This window comes from Chryseobacterium sp. BGA-UO-ETr-SB22, from assembly GCF_059567885.1.
Genome location: NZ_JCAQOV010000005.1, coordinates 1,200,599 through 1,217,925, shown reverse-complemented (window position 1 = coordinate 1,217,925; position 17,327 = coordinate 1,200,599). Strand labels below are relative to the sequence as shown.

Annotated in this window: 14 protein-coding genes and 1 tRNA gene; 8 read left to right on the top strand and 7 right to left on the bottom strand. The window is 35.8% G+C overall.

Features of this window, described 5'->3' with window-relative positions; all coding sequences use genetic code 11:
* Positions 1-68: 68 nt before the first annotated feature.
* Positions 69-1,880, bottom strand: coding sequence for a TonB-dependent receptor plug domain-containing protein (locus AC57AW_RS12795; protein WP_496352188.1), 1,812 nt, complete (start codon positions 1,878-1,880; stop codon positions 69-71).
* 646 nt (positions 1,881-2,526) lie between these two features.
* Between AC57AW_RS12795 and uvrA the strand changes: the two genes are divergently transcribed.
* Together uvrA and AC57AW_RS12785 are read left to right on the top strand one after the other, a co-directional pair.
* The gene (gene uvrA / locus AC57AW_RS12790; RefSeq protein WP_496352187.1) at positions 2,527-5,319 is read left to right on the top strand and encodes an excinuclease ABC subunit UvrA; all 2,793 of its coding nucleotides are present in this window, start codon (positions 2,527-2,529) and stop codon (positions 5,317-5,319) included.
* Between the two features lie 127 nt (positions 5,320-5,446).
* Complete coding sequence (locus AC57AW_RS12785) at positions 5,447-6,214, top strand: methyltransferase domain-containing protein (RefSeq protein WP_496352186.1); 768 nt, start codon at positions 5,447-5,449, stop codon at positions 6,212-6,214.
* 191 nt (positions 6,215-6,405) lie between these two features.
* Here the strand turns inward: AC57AW_RS12785 and AC57AW_RS12780 are convergent, their stop codons facing one another.
* Entirely contained in the window at positions 6,406-7,047 is a 642-nt protein-coding gene (locus AC57AW_RS12780) for an NAD(P)-dependent oxidoreductase (RefSeq protein ID WP_496352185.1), read from the bottom strand.
* A gap of 375 nt (positions 7,048-7,422) precedes the next feature.
* Here AC57AW_RS12780 and AC57AW_RS12775 point away from each other — a divergent pair, with 375 nt between their 5' ends.
* The 4 genes from AC57AW_RS12775 to AC57AW_RS12760 all read left to right on the top strand — a co-directional run bounded on the left by AC57AW_RS12775 (position 7,423) and on the right by AC57AW_RS12760 (position 11,300).
* On the top strand, positions 7,423-8,502 hold the full coding sequence (locus tag AC57AW_RS12775; protein ID WP_496353884.1) for an epoxide hydrolase family protein: 1,080 nt from the start codon (positions 7,423-7,425) through the stop codon (positions 8,500-8,502).
* Between the two features lie 9 nt (positions 8,503-8,511).
* Entirely contained in the window at positions 8,512-9,282 is a 771-nt protein-coding gene (locus tag AC57AW_RS12770) for an alpha/beta hydrolase (protein WP_496352184.1), read from the top strand.
* 118 nt (positions 9,283-9,400) lie between these two features.
* The gene (locus AC57AW_RS12765) at positions 9,401-10,831 is read left to right on the top strand and encodes a S41 family peptidase (protein WP_496352183.1); all 1,431 of its coding nucleotides are present in this window, start codon (positions 9,401-9,403) and stop codon (positions 10,829-10,831) included.
* 394 nt (positions 10,832-11,225) lie between these two features.
* Positions 11,226-11,300, top strand: a tRNA-Arg gene (locus AC57AW_RS12760).
* A 43-nt stretch (positions 11,301-11,343) separates the two neighbouring features.
* On the opposite strand, the gene AC57AW_RS12755 is transcribed toward AC57AW_RS12760, so the two are convergent.
* The 4 genes from AC57AW_RS12755 to AC57AW_RS12740 form a co-directional block, all read right to left on the bottom strand.
* The gene (locus AC57AW_RS12755; protein WP_496352182.1) at positions 11,344-11,973 is read right to left on the bottom strand and encodes a hypothetical protein; all 630 of its coding nucleotides are present in this window, start codon (positions 11,971-11,973) and stop codon (positions 11,344-11,346) included.
* 94 nt (positions 11,974-12,067) lie between these two features.
* Positions 12,068-12,682, bottom strand: coding sequence for a hypothetical protein (locus tag AC57AW_RS12750; RefSeq protein ID WP_496352181.1), 615 nt, complete (start codon positions 12,680-12,682; stop codon positions 12,068-12,070).
* Between the two features lie 53 nt (positions 12,683-12,735).
* Positions 12,736-13,500: a hypothetical protein gene (locus AC57AW_RS12745; RefSeq protein WP_496352180.1), complete on the bottom strand. Its 765-nt coding sequence runs from the start codon at positions 13,498-13,500 to the stop codon at positions 12,736-12,738.
* 145 nt (positions 13,501-13,645) lie between these two features.
* The gene (locus AC57AW_RS12740) at positions 13,646-14,026 is read right to left on the bottom strand and encodes a winged helix-turn-helix transcriptional regulator (protein WP_496352179.1); all 381 of its coding nucleotides are present in this window, start codon (positions 14,024-14,026) and stop codon (positions 13,646-13,648) included.
* Positions 14,027-14,153: 127 nt separating this feature from the next.
* On the opposite strand from AC57AW_RS12740, the gene AC57AW_RS12735 reads away from it, so the two are divergent.
* Both AC57AW_RS12735 and AC57AW_RS12730 read left to right on the top strand, forming a co-directional pair.
* Positions 14,154-14,945: an SDR family oxidoreductase gene (locus tag AC57AW_RS12735; RefSeq protein ID WP_496352178.1), complete on the top strand. Its 792-nt coding sequence runs from the start codon at positions 14,154-14,156 to the stop codon at positions 14,943-14,945.
* Positions 14,946-14,966: 21 nt separating this feature from the next.
* Positions 14,967-15,284, top strand: coding sequence for a nuclear transport factor 2 family protein (locus AC57AW_RS12730; protein WP_496352177.1), 318 nt, complete (start codon positions 14,967-14,969; stop codon positions 15,282-15,284).
* 141 nt (positions 15,285-15,425) lie between these two features.
* On the opposite strand, the gene AC57AW_RS12725 is transcribed toward AC57AW_RS12730, so the two are convergent.
* Positions 15,426-17,003, bottom strand: a complete 1,578-nt coding sequence (locus AC57AW_RS12725) for a Na+/H+ antiporter (RefSeq protein WP_496352176.1) — start codon at positions 17,001-17,003, stop codon at positions 15,426-15,428.
* Positions 17,004-17,327 lie beyond the last annotated feature (324 nt).

The following is a 17,327-nucleotide window of genomic DNA, read 5'->3' as shown; positions in this document are numbered from 1 at the left end:
AAATTTTTGCAAATGTATATTTTTTAACAATTTGTTAATATTAACTTTCATTAATATTAAATTAACACCTACTTAATATTAATTGTGTAAGAAAACCCAATGTGGAACCACCTTTGTGGCATTGCTACCCCAAATGCTTCCGTGTAGTTTGTATTCGTAATATTGTTAATCAAAACATAGACTGAGTAGTCTTTTTTAGCAAAACTCAGCTTCTCATCAAGAAGATTATAAGTTCCCAGATTTACTCTTTCATTGTAACGGTAAACAAGCTCGTTGGTAAAGTTTTTCAGGAATTTCACCTCTAATTTGGAAACCAGCTGGTGCTTCAGATTATCCAGAATATATCTTGAAACCAAGCCAGTTTTTTCTTCATATTTACTGTCGATATAAGTATATCCAACCGTATATTTCAGCCAGTCTAAAGGCCTATGGCTCCACTCTGCTTCAATCCCTTTGGTTTTGATATCTCCTACATTTTCTGCAAACCAGACTTTGTCTTTAAGGTCATTTTTAACCCAGTCAATAGAATTGCTGGAGTTCCTTAAAAACCCGCTTATTTTAGCTAAAATTTTGTTATTCTGATATTGATATCCTACCTCGGATGAAAGCGCATTTTCAGGCTGTAAATTAGGATTTCCCTGTTCCGTTCCGCTTACATAATAAAGTTCGGTAAAGGTTGGTATACGGTGTACTTTTGCAATATTTCCGTAGATTTTACTATTAGGATTAAAGTTATAACCGACATCTAAACCTGGATAAAAGAAATTTCCTTCTTTAGAATAGTTGGCCCATGAAATTCCCGGGCTGATGTTCAGTTTTTTATCCAGTAATGAAAAATGATGTTCAAAAAAAACCTGAGATACAAAGCGGTTTCTGTTACCCAGATTACTGCTCACCAAAAATTCTTTTCTCAATTCTACCCCAATTCCGGTTGTTCCCAATCCCCATTGGTAGCTGGAATTTACTTCGCCACCTACATTATTTCCAATGTGCATATTTCTGTAAAAATCAGGATCCCATCTGTTATAAAGATACATATCCTGTCCTCTTCTCCAGTATGCATTTGAATTCAGTTTCAGTTTCCCAAACGTCTGCTGATGAGCTACACTTACAATAGATGCCTGTGTCTCTTCATACTGTTTTGTTGCAGCACTGGAAGCATAAAAACCATTGGCCCCGAATTTCTTTTCCGAAAAACCTGCCTGAACCTTTACGTCCCCGTTTTTAATGTTCAGTTTTCCCTGATAAAAGACATTCCTTATCTCATAATCAGTATTGAACATATACCCTTCTGAAGAGGAAGAGTTGGCCTGAAGGGAATTGGTGAATTTTTCATTTCCTATCTGCGCATTGAATCCAAGCCCATACGTACTGAAATCTCCTCCATCTGCACTGATTTTCACTTTCTTTCCGGGAACCGTTTTAGTAATGATATTGATCACACCTGCATAAGCATTTTGTCCAAAACGTCTGGCAGCCGGCCCTTTTATGATTTCTATTCTTTCTACGTCATCCAGATCAACGGGAATATTCATATTGTTATGTCCGGTCTGGGAATCATTCATCCTGATTCCGTTCAGAAGCAGAAGAACCTGCTCAAAAGAACTTCCCCGGAAACCGATATCACTCTGTACCCCATTGGCTCCTCTCCTTCTGATATCCATTCCGGGTACCTGCTGAAGAATTTCGTCTATACTTTTAGCCGGAGAATTTACAATATCTTCTCTGCTGATAACGCTGATATTCTGGTTGGCACTTTTATAAGGTGTAGAGATAAATTTTCCCTGAAATTCAATGCTTTCAATGTCTGTTGTCTTCTCCTGTGCATTTACCCAAAGTAAAGATCCCAGAAAAAAAGCACTTCCTATCTTTTTGATCATAATCGTTTCCGTAGTTTTTTCTTTTATAACAGATTCCAAAAGTAAGGGAGTTCACCAAGACAGGCAAATGATAGTTGTCATAAAAAAAGATGCAGCGTAATGCTGCATCTGTGTGTGAGGGAGTAATTCTATCTTTTCTTCATTAAATGTGTAACCAGATCTCTGAATAATTTTCTCATATCTATATTACATATTTACTGGTACAATTTTAAATAATTTTAAAATACAAAACAATAGTTTCATGAAAAAATTTAACATAATTTCTAAAACTATATAAAGTACAGTAAAATAAACAATAAATGAAGAATAAATCACAAAACCCACTTGATTTTATCATTTTTCGATGATTATTTTCCAATTTTAATTGTGTGATTTACCATTTATAATAATAATTTTTAACAATAATATATGCATAAAATTTTCACTAAAAATTCGTAATTTTGTGGGTCTTAATTTTATAATGAAATTATTCTTTTTCAACTGTATTTTTTAATGCATTCTTTTAAAAAATGAGGCTAAAAAGATCAGACAGATTCAAGAATAGAGGAAAAATTCAATTGATGACAGCCTTGGAATATTCTGTGGCAAAACACCATTATACTGGCAGCCTTAATGCTGTACAGTCACTTTTATGAATAAACAAAATATGGCTAATACAACAGAAATAGACATAAAAAAACAGATTTTCGTTAAGAATGCACATCTTAACAATCTGAAACATATAGATGTTCTGATCCCGAAGAATAAACTGATTGTGATTACAGGAGTTTCAGGAAGCGGTAAGTCATCTTTAGCCTTTGATACCATTTATGCTGAAGGGCAGAGAAGGTACGTTGAAAGTTTAAGTTCTTATGCACGTCAGTTTTTGGGGAAATTAGAAAAGCCAAAAGTAGATGACATTAAAGGACTTGCGCCGTCTATTGCGATCCAGCAGAAAGTAATTTCTTCCAATCCGCGTTCTACGGTAGGAACCTCTACGGAGATCTACGATTATATGAAACTTCTTTTTGCCAGAATCGGGAAAACATTTTCCCCTGTTTCGGGAGAAGAAGTGAAAAAAGACTCGGTTTCTGATGTCGTAGATTTTATCAAAGCATCCAAAAAAGATACTTCTTTCTTATTGACAGCTCCTTTAGAATATGATGCTGACAATTTTAAAGAAACCCTGAATATTTTAAAACTGGCAGGTTTCACAAGACTTGAAATCAACGGAAACTTAGCAGGAATCGAGGATCTGGAAAGCTTTGGATTTGTTCCTGAAAAAGGAATGACGATCAATCTTGTCATTGACCGTTTCTCCTATGAAGAAGACGAAAGCTTTTTGCAAAGGCTTGCGGACTCTATCCAGATGGCGTTTTATGAAGGACGCGGCTATTGCTCGTTAAAAAATACAGATACTGAAAAAGTAAAAGAATTCTCCAATAAGTTTGAACTGGACGGAATGGAATTTCTTGAACCGAATGTTCATTTTTTCAGCTTCAATAATCCATACGGTGCATGCCCTGCATGTGAAGGATATGGAAAAGTAATCGGAATAGACGAAGATCTTGTAATTCCCAATAAAACATTATCCATCTACGAAGATGCCGTTGTCAGCTGGAGAGGTGAAACCATGAGTGAATGGAAAAAAGACTTCATTAAAAAAGCAGGTGACTTCCCTATCCATAAACCTTATCACCAATTAACAAAAGAACAGAAAAATTTCCTTTGGAAAGGTGATGGAAAAAGCAGTTTCCCATCCATCAATAATTTCTTCAAAATGCTTGAAGAAAACTTATATAAAATCCAGTACAGGGTAATGCTTTCACGTTACAGAGGAAAAACCCTTTGTCCTACGTGTGAAGGATTGAGACTACGTGAAGAAACAAGCTGGGTAAAAGTAGACGGACATAATATCCAGTCTATGATAGAGCTTCCTTTGGATGAACTGGCTCCTGTAATCAATGGATTAAAGCTTTCAGATCATGACAAAGAGGTTGCTAAAAGGCTGATCTATGAAATCACCACCCGCCTGGAATTTTTATTAAAGGTAGGGTTAGGTTATTTAACACTAAACAGGACTTCCAATACCCTTTCAGGAGGAGAAAGTCAGAGAATCAATTTGGCAACAAGCTTAGGGAGTTCATTGGTAGGATCTATTTATATCCTGGATGAACCTTCTATCGGCCTTCACTCTAAAGACACGGAAAACCTGATTGAAGTATTGAAAAATCTTCGTGACCTTGGAAACACTGTAATTGTGGTAGAACACGATGAAGATGTCATGAGAGCCGCTGATTATATTATTGATATTGGTCCGGAAGCGGGCTACCTTGGTGGTGAGCTGGTATTTGCAGGAGATTATAAAGATCTGAAAAAAGCCAATACCCTTACTTCGGAATACCTTACCGGAAGACTGGAAATTGAAGTTCCGAAGAAACGAAGAAAAGGAAAAGAATGGATCCATATTAAAGGAGCCCGTCAGAACAACCTTAAAAATATAGATGTAGATGTTCCTCTGGAAAGTCTGGTTGTTATTTCCGGGGTTTCAGGAAGTGGAAAATCTACTTTGATGAAAGAAATCCTTACGAATGACATTCAGATCCAGCTTGGAATGGGTGGTAAAAAAGGAGACTATGATTCTGTAGAATTCCCGAAAAAACTGATCAAAAACATTGAACTTATTGATCAGAATCCGATTGGAAAATCATCCCGTTCAAACCCTGTAACCTATCTGAAAGCTTATGATGACATCCGTGATCTTTTTGCCAAGCAGAAAATAGCGAAAATGATGGGTTATAAGCCTAAACACTTCTCTTTCAACGTAGATGGAGGAAGATGTGATGAATGTAAAGGAGAAGGAGTGATCAGCGTTTCTATGCAGTTCATGGCAGACATCGAGCTTGAATGTGAGGTTTGTAAAGGAACACGATTCAAAAACGAAATCCTTGAAGTAAAATTTGATGAGAAAAACATCTCGGATATCCTTCACATGACGGTAAATGAAGCACTGGACTTCTTTAAAGATAATAATGAAGAAAAGATCGTAACAAAACTGAGACCTCTTCAGGAAGTTGGGTTAGGATATCTGCAGCTGGGACAAAGCTCTTCTACCCTTTCCGGTGGTGAGGCACAGCGTGTAAAACTGGCTTCATTCCTCGTAAAAGGGGTAACGACAGATAAAACCTTATTTATCTTTGATGAGCCTTCCACAGGATTGCACTTCCATGATATTCAGAAGCTGTTGAAATCATTGCAGGCATTGATTGACCTTGGGCATTCCGTGATTGTTATTGAACATCAGCCTGATATCATCAAATGTGCCGATTATATTATTGATATTGGTCCGGAAGCAGGAAAACACGGTGGTGAAGTTGTATTTGCAGGAACTCCTGAAGATCTGACAAAAAATAAAAAGTCTTACACCGCAAAATACATCAAGGAAAAACTTGAACAATAAAATGAAAAGCGACTGTTTTAGAAACAGTCGCTTTTTTTTATGCTGATTTAAATAATAACGGGCTGCATTTTAACACCTGTTTTAAAATAGATTCTTTACCTTTATATATCATTTCAAAATTATTTTTATGCCTTGGAATCCGGAATTATACGATCAATACAAAGATGTACGCTACAAACCCTTCTACGATTTATCAGCATTAATCAAACCTGAAAACGATATAAAAGCCATTGACTTAGGTTGTGGTACCGGAGAACAAACCTCCATTTTAGCCGAAAAACTGACAGGTTCTACATTTTTAGGAATTGATTCTTCAGCAGAAATGCTTGAAAAATCAAAAAAATTTGAAAAAGACAGTTTACACTTTAAGCTTCAGAGCATTGAAGAAACAGTACAGTCTGATCAAAAGTGGGATCTTGTTTTCAGTAATGCGGCTTTACAATGGGCAGATGATCACGAAAATTTATTTCCTAAAATCATTGGATTGCTATCACCTGCAGGACAGCTCGCTATTCAGATGCCTGTTCAGAAAGAAAATGTTCTCAATCAAATTCTTACGGAAATGGCAGACGAAGAACCTTATGTATCACAGTTAAATCATTTCAACCGTGATTCGCCGGTGCTTTCCATGGATGATTATGCTCAGATTCTCTTTGATAACGGAATTCAGGATATAGAAATTTTCCAGAAGGTTTATCCTATTATTGCAGATGATCATGAGGCTTTATATGAATTTATTTCAGGAACAGCCTTATTACCTTATCTGGAACGTCTGGAAGGAGATCAAAAAGAAAGTTTTATTACTGAATTTAAATCACGTATCTCACAAAGGTTTACAAAATATCCGGCCATCTATGCCTTTAAGCGAATATTGATGTATGGCCGTAAGAAATAAAAAGATATAAAAACAGAAACAGCCATCTCAGAATTCAAATAGTTTGAACTTTGTCATTGACTACGTCGAATCTTTGATTTCTGACGAAGGAAGAATCTCATTGATAACCAATATATGAGATTCTTCACTACATTTCATTTCGTTCAGAATGACATTTCTGAAACGACTGCTTCTGTTTATTAATAAAATAGTTACTCTTTCAGATTATACAAAAACGGACTCTTTCTGATGTATTCAGAATTGTTAATCTGAGAAACCAGAAACTCGGCCAGATCTGTGGCACTGATGCTTTCCCCTTTGCAATCTGTAAGACAAGTTTCCGCTGCAAAACTTTCTTCTGTAAGATGAATGAGTGGCAATCTTACCAACGTCCAGTCCAGATTACTTTCCATAAGAAGTTCATACTCTTTTTGCTTATCAGCCGTTGTTTCAGGATAGTTCTGATACATCCAGTCTGTAGCCATTTTTACCCTTTCATTTTTTTGATCCAATAAGGTATTCACACTCAAACCTGTGGTTGCGATATAACGACTGATCCCATGATGATTCATCGCCCTGATGATATTTTTCGCTGCATCACTGAATATAGATCTCTCTCCTTTGGGCTGCCCCAGAGTGCTCATTACAATATCAGTCCCTTCAATCAATGAACGGACAGCTGCTTCATCTCTTACATCTCCTTTTACCACTTCAATTAAGGAATTTTGAATGGTAAAATTTTCAGGATGTCTTACTAAAAGTTTAAGGGAATATCCCTTTTCCAAAAGGTTTTGCACCAGATATTGACCGGATTTTCCCGTACCGCCGATAACGGCAATTTTATAGGTATTCATAATGATTTTTTTTAATATTAAATATCAATAATCAACAGCAAATTAACCGCTAATGACTGTTGATACTACAAATGACGTATTGCCTTTGCTTTTTAGATATGATATAATAAAAGTATTGGGTTCAGAAATTGAACCTAGGATTTTCAGGTTTCCTAATGATTCCTGAATCAGTAATATGTATTACGAGATTTTAATGAATTAAAGTTACCTTTTTTTCATCATTAAAAAATCAAAAAATTTATGATTTTGACAACACTTATTAAAAGAGAAAGTTTATAACTTTGATAACAATCTTATTATCAACACCTTTCAAGACAATCACTTTACACCAATATAATATATTAATATGGAACCATTTACTGTTAACATCCCCGAATCGGTGATAGTCGACCTGAAAAACGTATCCAAAACACCCGATGGCCCGAAGAACCTGAAGGCTCTGGCTGGAATTACGGCACCAACGAAACTTATCTGAAAGAACTTACCAACTACTGGGTAAATGATTACAACTGGAAAATGCATGAGCAGCAATTAAATCAACATCCACAGTATACAACACGTATTGACGGAATTCTGATTCATTTTCAATACATCAGAGGTAAAGGTTCTAATCCCAAACCTTTGATTCTTACCCATGGCTGGCCAGACAGTTATTACCGTTTTCATAAAATTATTCCTTTGCTTACCGAAGGCGAAGAGAGTTTTGATCTGATTATCCCTTCTATTCCAGGGTTTGGCTTTTCTGATAAAACGGCAGTCAGCAGTGAAAGAGTCGCCGATCTTTGGAAAAAACTGATGACTGAAGTGCTTGGATATGAAAAATTCTGTGCTGCCGGAGGTGATATAGGGATGGGAGTTGTAAAAGCATTAATTTCAAAATATCCTGATGTCATGGAAGCGGTTCATCTTACAGATGTTGGATATCCAACCGGACAGGAAGATCCGGCAACAATGAGTGAAGATGAAAAACAATTCGCACAGTTTGTTCAGCACTGGTGGTATAGCGAAGGAGCTTACGCAATGGTGCAGTCTACCAAACCCCAATCTCTTGCTTATGGACTGAACGACTCTCCTGTCGGGCTTGCAGGCTGGATCATAAGCTTTATAAATGCAGGAGCGCCACCAGAATTAGTCGAAACTGCGTTTGGAGGAAGAGATGAGATGCTTACCAATATTATGATTTACTGGGTAACTCAAACGATAGGATCTTCTGCGAGAATGTACAAAGAAGATGCTGCGGCTTTATGGAGCGGAACTCACGTTCATCAAAAAAGCAATGTTCCGGCCGGCGTGCTTGTATTTCCCCGTGAAGCTCAGTTTCCGAAAGAATGGGCAGAACGTTTCGTGAATGTAACCAGCTTTAAAAAGATGAATGAAGGAGGGCATTTTGCCGCATTGGAATTACCTCATATATTTGCAGATGAACTAAGATCATTCTTTTATTCTGTCAAATAAAAACCATCCATGAAATACTTCTTTACTGCCCTTTTTATTATTCCTCTTTTTATAACCAGCTGTGCTGTACAAAATAAAAATACTGAAAGTCATGATTATGAAGTAAAACTGGATACTTTAACCTTTTTTGATCAAAGCAGAAACCGTAAAATTCCTGTTGCCTTTTATCATCCAAAAACTGATAAAAAGATTCCCAACCAGCAGATTGTTATCTTCAATCATGGGTATGGTCTCAATAAAGGCGGCGATTATTTTGTATATTCTTATTTAACAGAAAAACTGGCTTCAAAAGGTTATTTTACGGTAAGCATTCAACATGAACTTACTACGGACAGCTTGTTGCCGACAGATGGTAATTTACAGATGGTAAGAAGACCTTTCTGGCAAAATGGTTCGGATAATATTCTGTTTGTCCTTAATGAACTTAAAAAGACAAAACCGGAACTGGATTATAAACATCTGACATTAATAGGACACTCCAATGGCGGTGATATGGCAGCGTTATTTGGCAATCAGCATCCTAATCTGGTATATAAACTGATCACAATGGACAACCGGAGAATGTTTCTGCCAAGAACTTCTGTTCCTAAGATTTATACTTTACGTTCTAACGATTATCCGGCTGATGAAGGTGTACTTCCTACTGAAGCAGAACAAAAAAAGTATTCTATAACGGTACAAACAACCTCTATCAATCATGGTCATATGGACAATAAAGGCAGTGATGAAGAGAAAAAAATCTTAAATGATTTTGTTTTACAATACCTTTCTGAACAGTAATTGTAAGAAATCATGTGTAAAGTCTAAAATATGTTAATCCTTCTAAACCATTACTAAAATTTGTTAACAGAACATAAATTTGCTGACAAGTTCTTTATTTTAGCCAAAATTAATAACTATGAAAAAATTGACCTACACCATGATAGCAGCCTTTCTGTTCTGCTCAGTGAAAGCTCAAATACAAAATCCAGATTTTGAAAACATGACAGATGGATTACCCAATCACTGGAATATTAAAAAAGCAGATTTATACGAAGGAAAGCTAGATTATTCACAGTATTTTGGAGGAAAAGCCTCGATGCAGCTTATTGGAAAGTCTGATGATACCAAAAACTTTCAATCTTTTTCCCAAAAAGTTCCTCTTGACATTCAGCAATTAGAGAAAATAGAAATCAGTGCATATGTAAAATCTGAAAACACCAATGGAATAATCAATCTATGGACTCAGGTAAAAGATGAAAATGGCCAGATGATTGACTTTGGAAATTCAGATTCACAGCAAAAGTCTATTGCTGTGAATAAAGACTGGACAAAGTATTCTTTAATTTTCACTGTTGATAAAAATGTAAAAAGCCTGCTTCTTGGAGGGGTGTTTACAGGGAACGGAACAGTGTGGTTTGATCATTTTGAACTCAATAAAATTGCATTTTCAAAAGAGGAGCCTTCAAAAGTTTCTGCAAAATACATTCAGGAGTTTAAAGATATTGTAAAAAAGAATTCTATTTTTTCAGATAAATTAGACTGGAAAAATATTGATACAAATCTGAATTATCTTTCAAAAGGAATGAAAACCATTGATGATGCAGATCCCGCTTTACATTATATCATCAAAAACCTGAGAGAGGCTGGTGATAACCATTCTTTTATTGATAGTAAAGAACGTACAGCAAAACAAAAAATTGCCAATACTAATGATGCAAAACCAGATTCCAGACTGATTGATCAGAACATCGGGTATGTTTCAGTTCCGGGGTTTGCTTCTTTAAATACAGAAGTTGGGGATGCATTTGCCCTGCAAATCCATGATATGATTAAAAAACTGGATTCTGAAAATACAATTAAAGGCTGGATTGTAGACCTGAGAACCAATACCGGAGGAAATATGCATCCTATGATCAGTGGACTTGGCAGTCTGATTGGTGAAGGAACACTGGGATATTTTGTTTACAATAGTAAAAAGACCCCATGGATCTATAAAAACAGAAAATTTGGTCCGCATAAAATTAAGGATTCTTATGAGCTTAAAAGCGGCCAGTCAAAAATAGCAGTACTGATCGGCCCGAATACTGCTAGCTCAGGAGAAGCCACCACCATCGCCTTTATTGGGAAGGGTAATGTAAAATTATTTGGACAGCCATCTGCAGGATATACTTCAGCCAACATTCCATATCAGTTAAGTGATGGAAAAAGCCTTGCTCTGGCTGTTTCTTATGAAATGGACCGCAACGGAAAAGTCTATAATGGAAAGATAGATCCGGACATTCCTGTAGAACCTAAAGAAGGACAGGATACGGATATTGAAACGGCAAAAGGCTGGATTTTAAACTAACGAACAAGTTATCCACAAAAAATTGTGGATAACTTGTGAATTTTAACATTAAATTCATATTTCGTATTAAAATTATGACTACATTTACTATGTAATAATAATCGAAGTGGAAACTTTATTTGCTTTTCTTACTACTATTGAAATTGCAATTAAATTTGAAATAAAAATTTAAGCACAGCATTGTCGGCTGTGCTTTTTATTGTTGTCTAATTAAAAAAATGAGATGTATTTATCTACTGGATCTGCCCCTAAAGGGCAGATTCTTTTACCCATATACCCTTTTCCAATAGAGCTTTTTTTAATTTTTCTTCCTCAAATGGCACAAACATATTTGTCCCAATCTCTATTCTTACAATACTCGTTGATCATTAAATAATTTGTATTTTTATAAGCCGGCCTCATAGTTCAATGGATAGAATAAAAGTTTCCTAAACTTTAGATCCAAGTTCGATCCTTGGTGAGGTCACCAGACAGGGATAGGCTCTACTCTCTTCCCTATCTATATTCGTTTCTTAATATAGTTCTTTATCGGAAAATTTAAAATCCTGTATTTTAGGCAGAGGTCTTATTAAAACTCTTTTTTTTCTTACTTTCAATGCTTTGTCTGAACCTGACATTTCATCAGTTTCGGTTCTGATCCCGGTAACCAGATCAAATTTAGTTTCTGTAAATATTGTTTTTTCATCAATATAGCCTTTAGTTGCGTTATTAGTGAGCTTATCAACATAAATTAATTCAAAATTGCCATTGTTATATTTGAAGTCGTATGTAATATTCCCGCCTTTAATTTCACTCCACATTTTTAAGACCCCTTTTTCAATAAAAAAATCAGGAATTTGATATCCATTAAATTTCCCGTGGTTTCCAACCGGATATTGGGGTTCGATGATTTGGGTTGAAGACACGGCCAATGTTAATTTCCCATTCGGTTGAGACAGGAAAATTTGTAATCTTAACGGTCTTGTTTCGTTCACTGTATCCATTTCCACAATTATTCTATCCATCTTACCATCGCTATTTAAATCTCCATGTTCTTCTCTGACCTGGTATGTATAATGCTCTTTACTATTACTATTTTGAGCCAATAAGTTCAATGGGGCCGAAAGTAAAATAAATATAAAATATCTGTAAATGCTTTTCATTATTTTAGTCTTTTTTATGATTATCACAGAAGTTAGAATATATTGCAGTAATCATTTATTCTCAATGGCATGACCAACAATATTTGACATTTTATTAATGAAATAAGTCGGTAACGACTGCTTCCAACTGTTTCTGTAACGATTCTGTCTCAGTCGTTTTGACCTTCCGGTTGATTCTTATATCATTTCTAAGTTTGAGATAATCATCCAATTCATTTTTTGTTGTGACAGGTTTGATCTGATGGAAATTTGAACTTATCCAATAATCTCCTTTACATTTGTCATCATATAATTCTAAAAAGATAAAATCGTCCTTTTTATCTCCATTAATATCTTTAATGACGAATGCAGGTATACTGAGATTACATCCCTTTACAGTCAACACAGACTGAAACTGTGAAATCATTTGATTGGTCTTAGGGCTGATAAAGAAATAGGTCAATGACGATGTTTCTTTATTATTTTTCTCTACCGTGCAAATTGCCAATACAACCTCTTCCTGATCTACTTTTGTAATGTAAGCTTTTTTTAGAGTGATAGGAATCAACTCACCATTTATTTTTTTTGGTATTATTTTCTCCGCATATCCGAAAGGATCATTTCTCCAGTCCAATAGTTTACTTTGAACATCCATTTTACTTTTCTGTGCGTTGATACCTATAAATATCAACAGGAATATGAAAAATAACAGCCTTTTAATTTCTTTCATCTTTAAAATTTATTAAATGACTACTGAATTTTTTAATGATAGAACCATTTGCATTAAAAAGATTTTTTCCAAAATTTATATCCTGCTGAATAGATACCCAGCTCTTCCATCTTCTTAATATAAGACATTTCAAACATCGTCAATCTGATTTCTGTTACTTCTACCGATTTCGATATTTTATTCCCCTGTGAGTCGAAAGAGATCTCCTCTTCTTGATGATCATCTTTAAAAAGATAATAGTAAAAAGATTCATCTTTCCAGTACGAAGCATTTGGATCATCATCGTCAACAGCAATTTTCTTGCATTTTTTACTGATGTAGTCTTTAACTTTACTATAGTCAGCAGGTGTTTTTGAGGTCTTTTCTACTTTAAGATACATTAGTTTGCCTTTCCGGTCTTCTATCATATCCATTTTTGGGAAAGTTACTGTATTCAAAACAGCTATCTTGTCTTTTTCCGGATCGTAGGCGACCGTTTTGTATCCATAGCCAAATATTTCAGTTGGTTTCTTATTTCTCACCATCCAGTCATTGGTTGATTCTAAAGAAAGCTCTGTGGGGAATCTCCCATCGGTTTTAAAATAACCTAAAGTATCTTTTACAAAAAAAGCATTATCTAAAAGATTAAGAGCTTCTTTTTTATCCATACTTTTAGGATCTTTCGAGATGATCTCGTTGGTCTTTTTGATCTTATTGCTGTAAAATTCCGAGACATCAAAATCATTGGATATTTTTGCCAAATCAACAATTTTGTTATCTTGTGAATGACAAAAAGACAGAAGCAATAATACGAAAAGCATGTAAATTTTATTTTGCATAGATCATTTGTTTTTTCTGGATTTTTAATGCTTATAGTTTCAATAATGATATTGTAGTTGGTAAAGTGGTCATTAGGTAATAAAATTTTCTTTTATCTGATAAGGAAGTAAATGACTCTTTGGTATTCAAAAGTGTAAAGAAACATTAATCTTCCTCTGTTTCTGCAGATCTCTGAATTCGCTTCATAATCAATGTCCTTAACCGATCCTCATGCTGATCTCCCCATTGCCCCAATGCTGCTATTACAGGAATTAAACTTTCACCAAATTCTGTCAGGTTATATTCTACTTTTGGAGGTACAACAGGATAGATTTTCTTTGTAACCAATTCGTGGTCTTCCAACTCTTTTAACTGGATATTTAAAACCCTCCGGGATGCATCCGGAATCTTGCGCTGCAATTCGCTCGGTCTTTTATATCCCTGATCAATAAACCAAAGCAAACGTATCTTCCATTTGCCGTACAGCACTTCACCAATTAGATCAAGCCCGCAATTTAAGTTCGGAATTATTTTTCTCTCATACATAATGTAAAAGTAAGCGTATGTTCCGATTGGTACAATAGGGGAATAATTTATCCCTATATGAATCGTAATTCCGTACTTGTTCGAACTGTTTTTATACCTCAATTTTGTCCTATAAATAATTTTTAAAATGGAACAATTTAATTACAACAATGAGTTATCCGGTAAAATAGCATTGGTGACAGGAGGTACAAAAGGCACCGGAAAAGCAATTGCAGAAAGGTTACTACAAGCTGGTGCAACGGTTATTATTACCGCAAGAAATGCACCTGAACAAGAAAACAGCAATCTGCATTTCATTTCAGCAGATTTGAGTACAGCAGAAGGTACTCAAAAAGTGGTCAGCGAAGTGCTTACGAACTACGGAAGGCTGGATATTCTGGTAAACAATCTTGGTGGATCATCTACACCTGCAGGAGGATTTGCCGCGCTTAGTGATGAAGATTGGGAATCAACGCTGCAAGCTAATCTTTTGACTCCGGTTCGGCTGGACAGAGGATTTTTACCCCAGATGATTGATCGAAAAAGTGGTGTTATCATTCACATCGCTTCAATACAGGGTAAATTACCTCTTTATGATTCTACTTTACCTTATGCAGCTGCAAAAGCGGGATTGAGAAACTACAGTAAAAGTTTATCAAACGAAGTTACCCCTAAAGGTGTTCGGGTGCTGACGGTTTCACCCGGCTGGATCAATACAACAGCATCGGAAGCCTGGCTGGGTGAAATTGCAAGAAACTTGAACAGTACTGTAGAAGAAGCACAACAAAGTGTGATGAATGCATTGGGAGGAATCCCTTTCGGAAGACCTGCTGAACCTGCCGAAGTAGCTGAATTTGTTGGCTTTCTTGTTTCACCAAGAGCCAGCTATTTAACAGGAACTGAATATGTAATCGATGGCGGAACAATACCAACAATTTAATAATCGTCAAAAATAAAAAATATGAATTTACCAAAAGTAATCACCGAGTTAATAACAACACAGAACAATTTTGATAGTGCTGCTTATGCGCAATGTTTTACAGAAACAGCCGTAGTCTTTGATGAAGGAAAAACACACAACGGAAAAGCAGAAATTGAACAATGGATTGACAAATCCAATAAAGAATATAAAGCCACTATGGAACCGGTGGACTATGATGAAAAAGAAAATATTCTGTCGGCCAAAATTTCAGGATCATTTCCGGGCAGTCCGATTATTTTAAAATTTAATTTCGATATTGTTGACGGAAAAATTCAGCAATTAAAGGTAACAGAATAAGATATCTGTTTCAAAACCAAATAAGGCAGTTTATCTGAAAACTCTCCCAAACAGAGGAGTTGAGAAAAATTATTAAAAAGCCCGTTTCACGATTTGTGAAACGGGCTTTTTTATTCCAAACTGAAATTATGATAAACGGTATCAGCCTTTCATATTCAGTCTTTCTTCTTGCAAATCCAATAGTCTCAGATGTTTTCTAATGATATTTTCATCCAGCAGCAGTTCTTCACGATTTTTGTTAATAAGCCAGCTTCTTTGAGTGTCGAGAATATCAATATAAATACGTCTGTATTCATCATAGTTTAGAATAATTTCAGAACTACTCAACAGATTTTCATATTTCTGTAACTGATCTTTCAACGCCGGAAAACTATCTATTTTATCAGCATAGTCGCTACTTATTTTATCAATCGCTACTTTTGCCAGACTGTTCTGAATGTCATAATCTATCTCTTTCGTACTTCTTACGAAATCCCGGTCTACCGGAGGAAATTTGTTAAGCAAAAAAGGAAGGGTAAGCCCTTGTAAAAGCAGTGTTACCAGAATCACAATGAATGTAATGAACAGGATCATATTTCTTTGTGGGAACGGAGATCCATCCTCTAAAGTCAAGGGTATGGAAAGTGCCGCTGCCAAAGAAACTACCCCTCTCATTCCGGTCCACCCAATAATTAATGGCGTCTGCCACCCAGGTGACTGAGGATCGGCAACAGTGATAAAATTTCTCATAATTAAGGTCGTCACCAGCGCTCCGTATCCTGCTAAAATCCTGACGATAATCAGCACTGCCGTGACTGCAATTCCGTAACCAATGGCTGTATAAATATCTGTGCCGCCTAAACCTGAAACAATTTCCGGCAAATCTAAACCAATAAGCATAAACACTATTCCATTTAAAAGAAAACAAAAACTTTCCCAAACGGTTACCGTGCGTATTCTTGATGCGCTGCTTAAGAAATCATGACTGCGATAGGAAAGAAATAGTCCGCCTGTTACTACTGCCAGAACTCCGGAAGCATGAACCTGTTCTGCTATCAGATACATGGAGAACGGAGCAATAAAGGTCAGCAGAATATCTATATTTGAATCAGTCGGCAACATTTTGTGCAATTTCAGAAAGATGTATGCAATCGCCAGTCCGATTCCCAAACCTCCGAAACACATCCATACAAAACTTCCGGCCGCTTCATGCCAGACAAACTGTCCGGTTGCCGCAGCAATCATCGCAAACCTGAAAATAATCAGAGAAGAGGCATCATTCAGCAAACTTTCACCCTCCAATATGGAGGCCAGCCTTTTCGGAACTTTTACAAACTTTAAGATGGCTCCGGCACTCACGGCATCCGGCGGTGAAACGATACCTCCCAGCAAAAAGCCAAGAGCCAGAGAAAACCCGGGAATAAAATAATTGGCGAAAACGGCAACTGAAAGCGCAGTAAAGAAAACAACTACGAAAGCAAAGCTGAAAATAATCCTGCGCCATCGCCAGAGCTCTTTCCATGAAGTTGACCAAGCCGCTTCATACAATAAAGGAGGTAAAAAAATGATAAATAGTAATTCGGGTTCTACTTTAATGGCTGGAACACCTGGAATAAAACTTATCAGAAGTCCTGCCAACACCAGTAAAACAGGATATGCAACTTTAATTTTATTCGCCAGCATGATGAGCATGGTAATTAAGAAAACCAAGAAAAGATAAAATTCAAAGTCTTTAAGCATATGAAAATTTTAGATACTTAAATATATATTAAATTCTTAAAAATTTTACTCTTTTACGAAATTTCATTTACAGCAAATTCTTATTTCCCATTCATCTCATCCATCAGAATATTAACGAATTAAAATGCAAAAAAAATGGGACAAATTTAAAAAAGATAGATTTATCCCAATAAGTACTGAGAGGTGCAGTTTTAAAATTCTAAAAAAAGATACCATGAAGGACTATAAAAATGTGCTTATGAATTTTATCCCGACTATTTAAATAATTTATATCTTTATAAGCGAGATCGTCTTATTTATAAATCTCCACAACAAAATTATAAC

What these genes read in the sequence shown, in the direction of transcription:
- AC57AW_RS12795 (WP_496352188.1), bottom strand. Translation starts at nt 1,880, where the DNA reads ATGATCAAAAAGATAGGAAGTGCTTTTTTTCTGGGATCTTTACTTTGG.
- uvrA (WP_496352187.1), top strand. Translation starts at nt 2,527, where the DNA reads ATGGCTAATACAACAGAAATAGACATAAAAAAACAGATTTTCGTTAAG.
- AC57AW_RS12785 (WP_496352186.1), top strand. Translation starts at nt 5,447, where the DNA reads ATGCCTTGGAATCCGGAATTATACGATCAATACAAAGATGTACGCTAC.
- AC57AW_RS12780 (WP_496352185.1), bottom strand. Translation starts at nt 7,047, where the DNA reads ATGAATACCTATAAAATTGCCGTTATCGGCGGTACGGGAAAATCCGGT.
- AC57AW_RS12770 (WP_496352184.1), top strand. Translation starts at nt 8,512, where the DNA reads ATGAAATACTTCTTTACTGCCCTTTTTATTATTCCTCTTTTTATAACC.
- AC57AW_RS12765 (WP_496352183.1), top strand. Translation starts at nt 9,401, where the DNA reads ATGAAAAAATTGACCTACACCATGATAGCAGCCTTTCTGTTCTGCTCA.
- AC57AW_RS12755 (WP_496352182.1), bottom strand. Translation starts at nt 11,973, where the DNA reads ATGAAAAGCATTTACAGATATTTTATATTTATTTTACTTTCGGCCCCA.
- AC57AW_RS12750 (WP_496352181.1), bottom strand. Translation starts at nt 12,682, where the DNA reads ATGAAAGAAATTAAAAGGCTGTTATTTTTCATATTCCTGTTGATATTT.
- AC57AW_RS12745 (WP_496352180.1), bottom strand. Translation starts at nt 13,500, where the DNA reads ATGCAAAATAAAATTTACATGCTTTTCGTATTATTGCTTCTGTCTTTT.
- AC57AW_RS12740 (WP_496352179.1), bottom strand. Translation starts at nt 14,026, where the DNA reads ATGTATGAGAGAAAAATAATTCCGAACTTAAATTGCGGGCTTGATCTA.
- AC57AW_RS12735 (WP_496352178.1), top strand. Translation starts at nt 14,154, where the DNA reads ATGGAACAATTTAATTACAACAATGAGTTATCCGGTAAAATAGCATTG.
- AC57AW_RS12730 (WP_496352177.1), top strand. Translation starts at nt 14,967, where the DNA reads ATGAATTTACCAAAAGTAATCACCGAGTTAATAACAACACAGAACAAT.
- AC57AW_RS12725 (WP_496352176.1), bottom strand. Translation starts at nt 17,003, where the DNA reads ATGCTTAAAGACTTTGAATTTTATCTTTTCTTGGTTTTCTTAATTACC.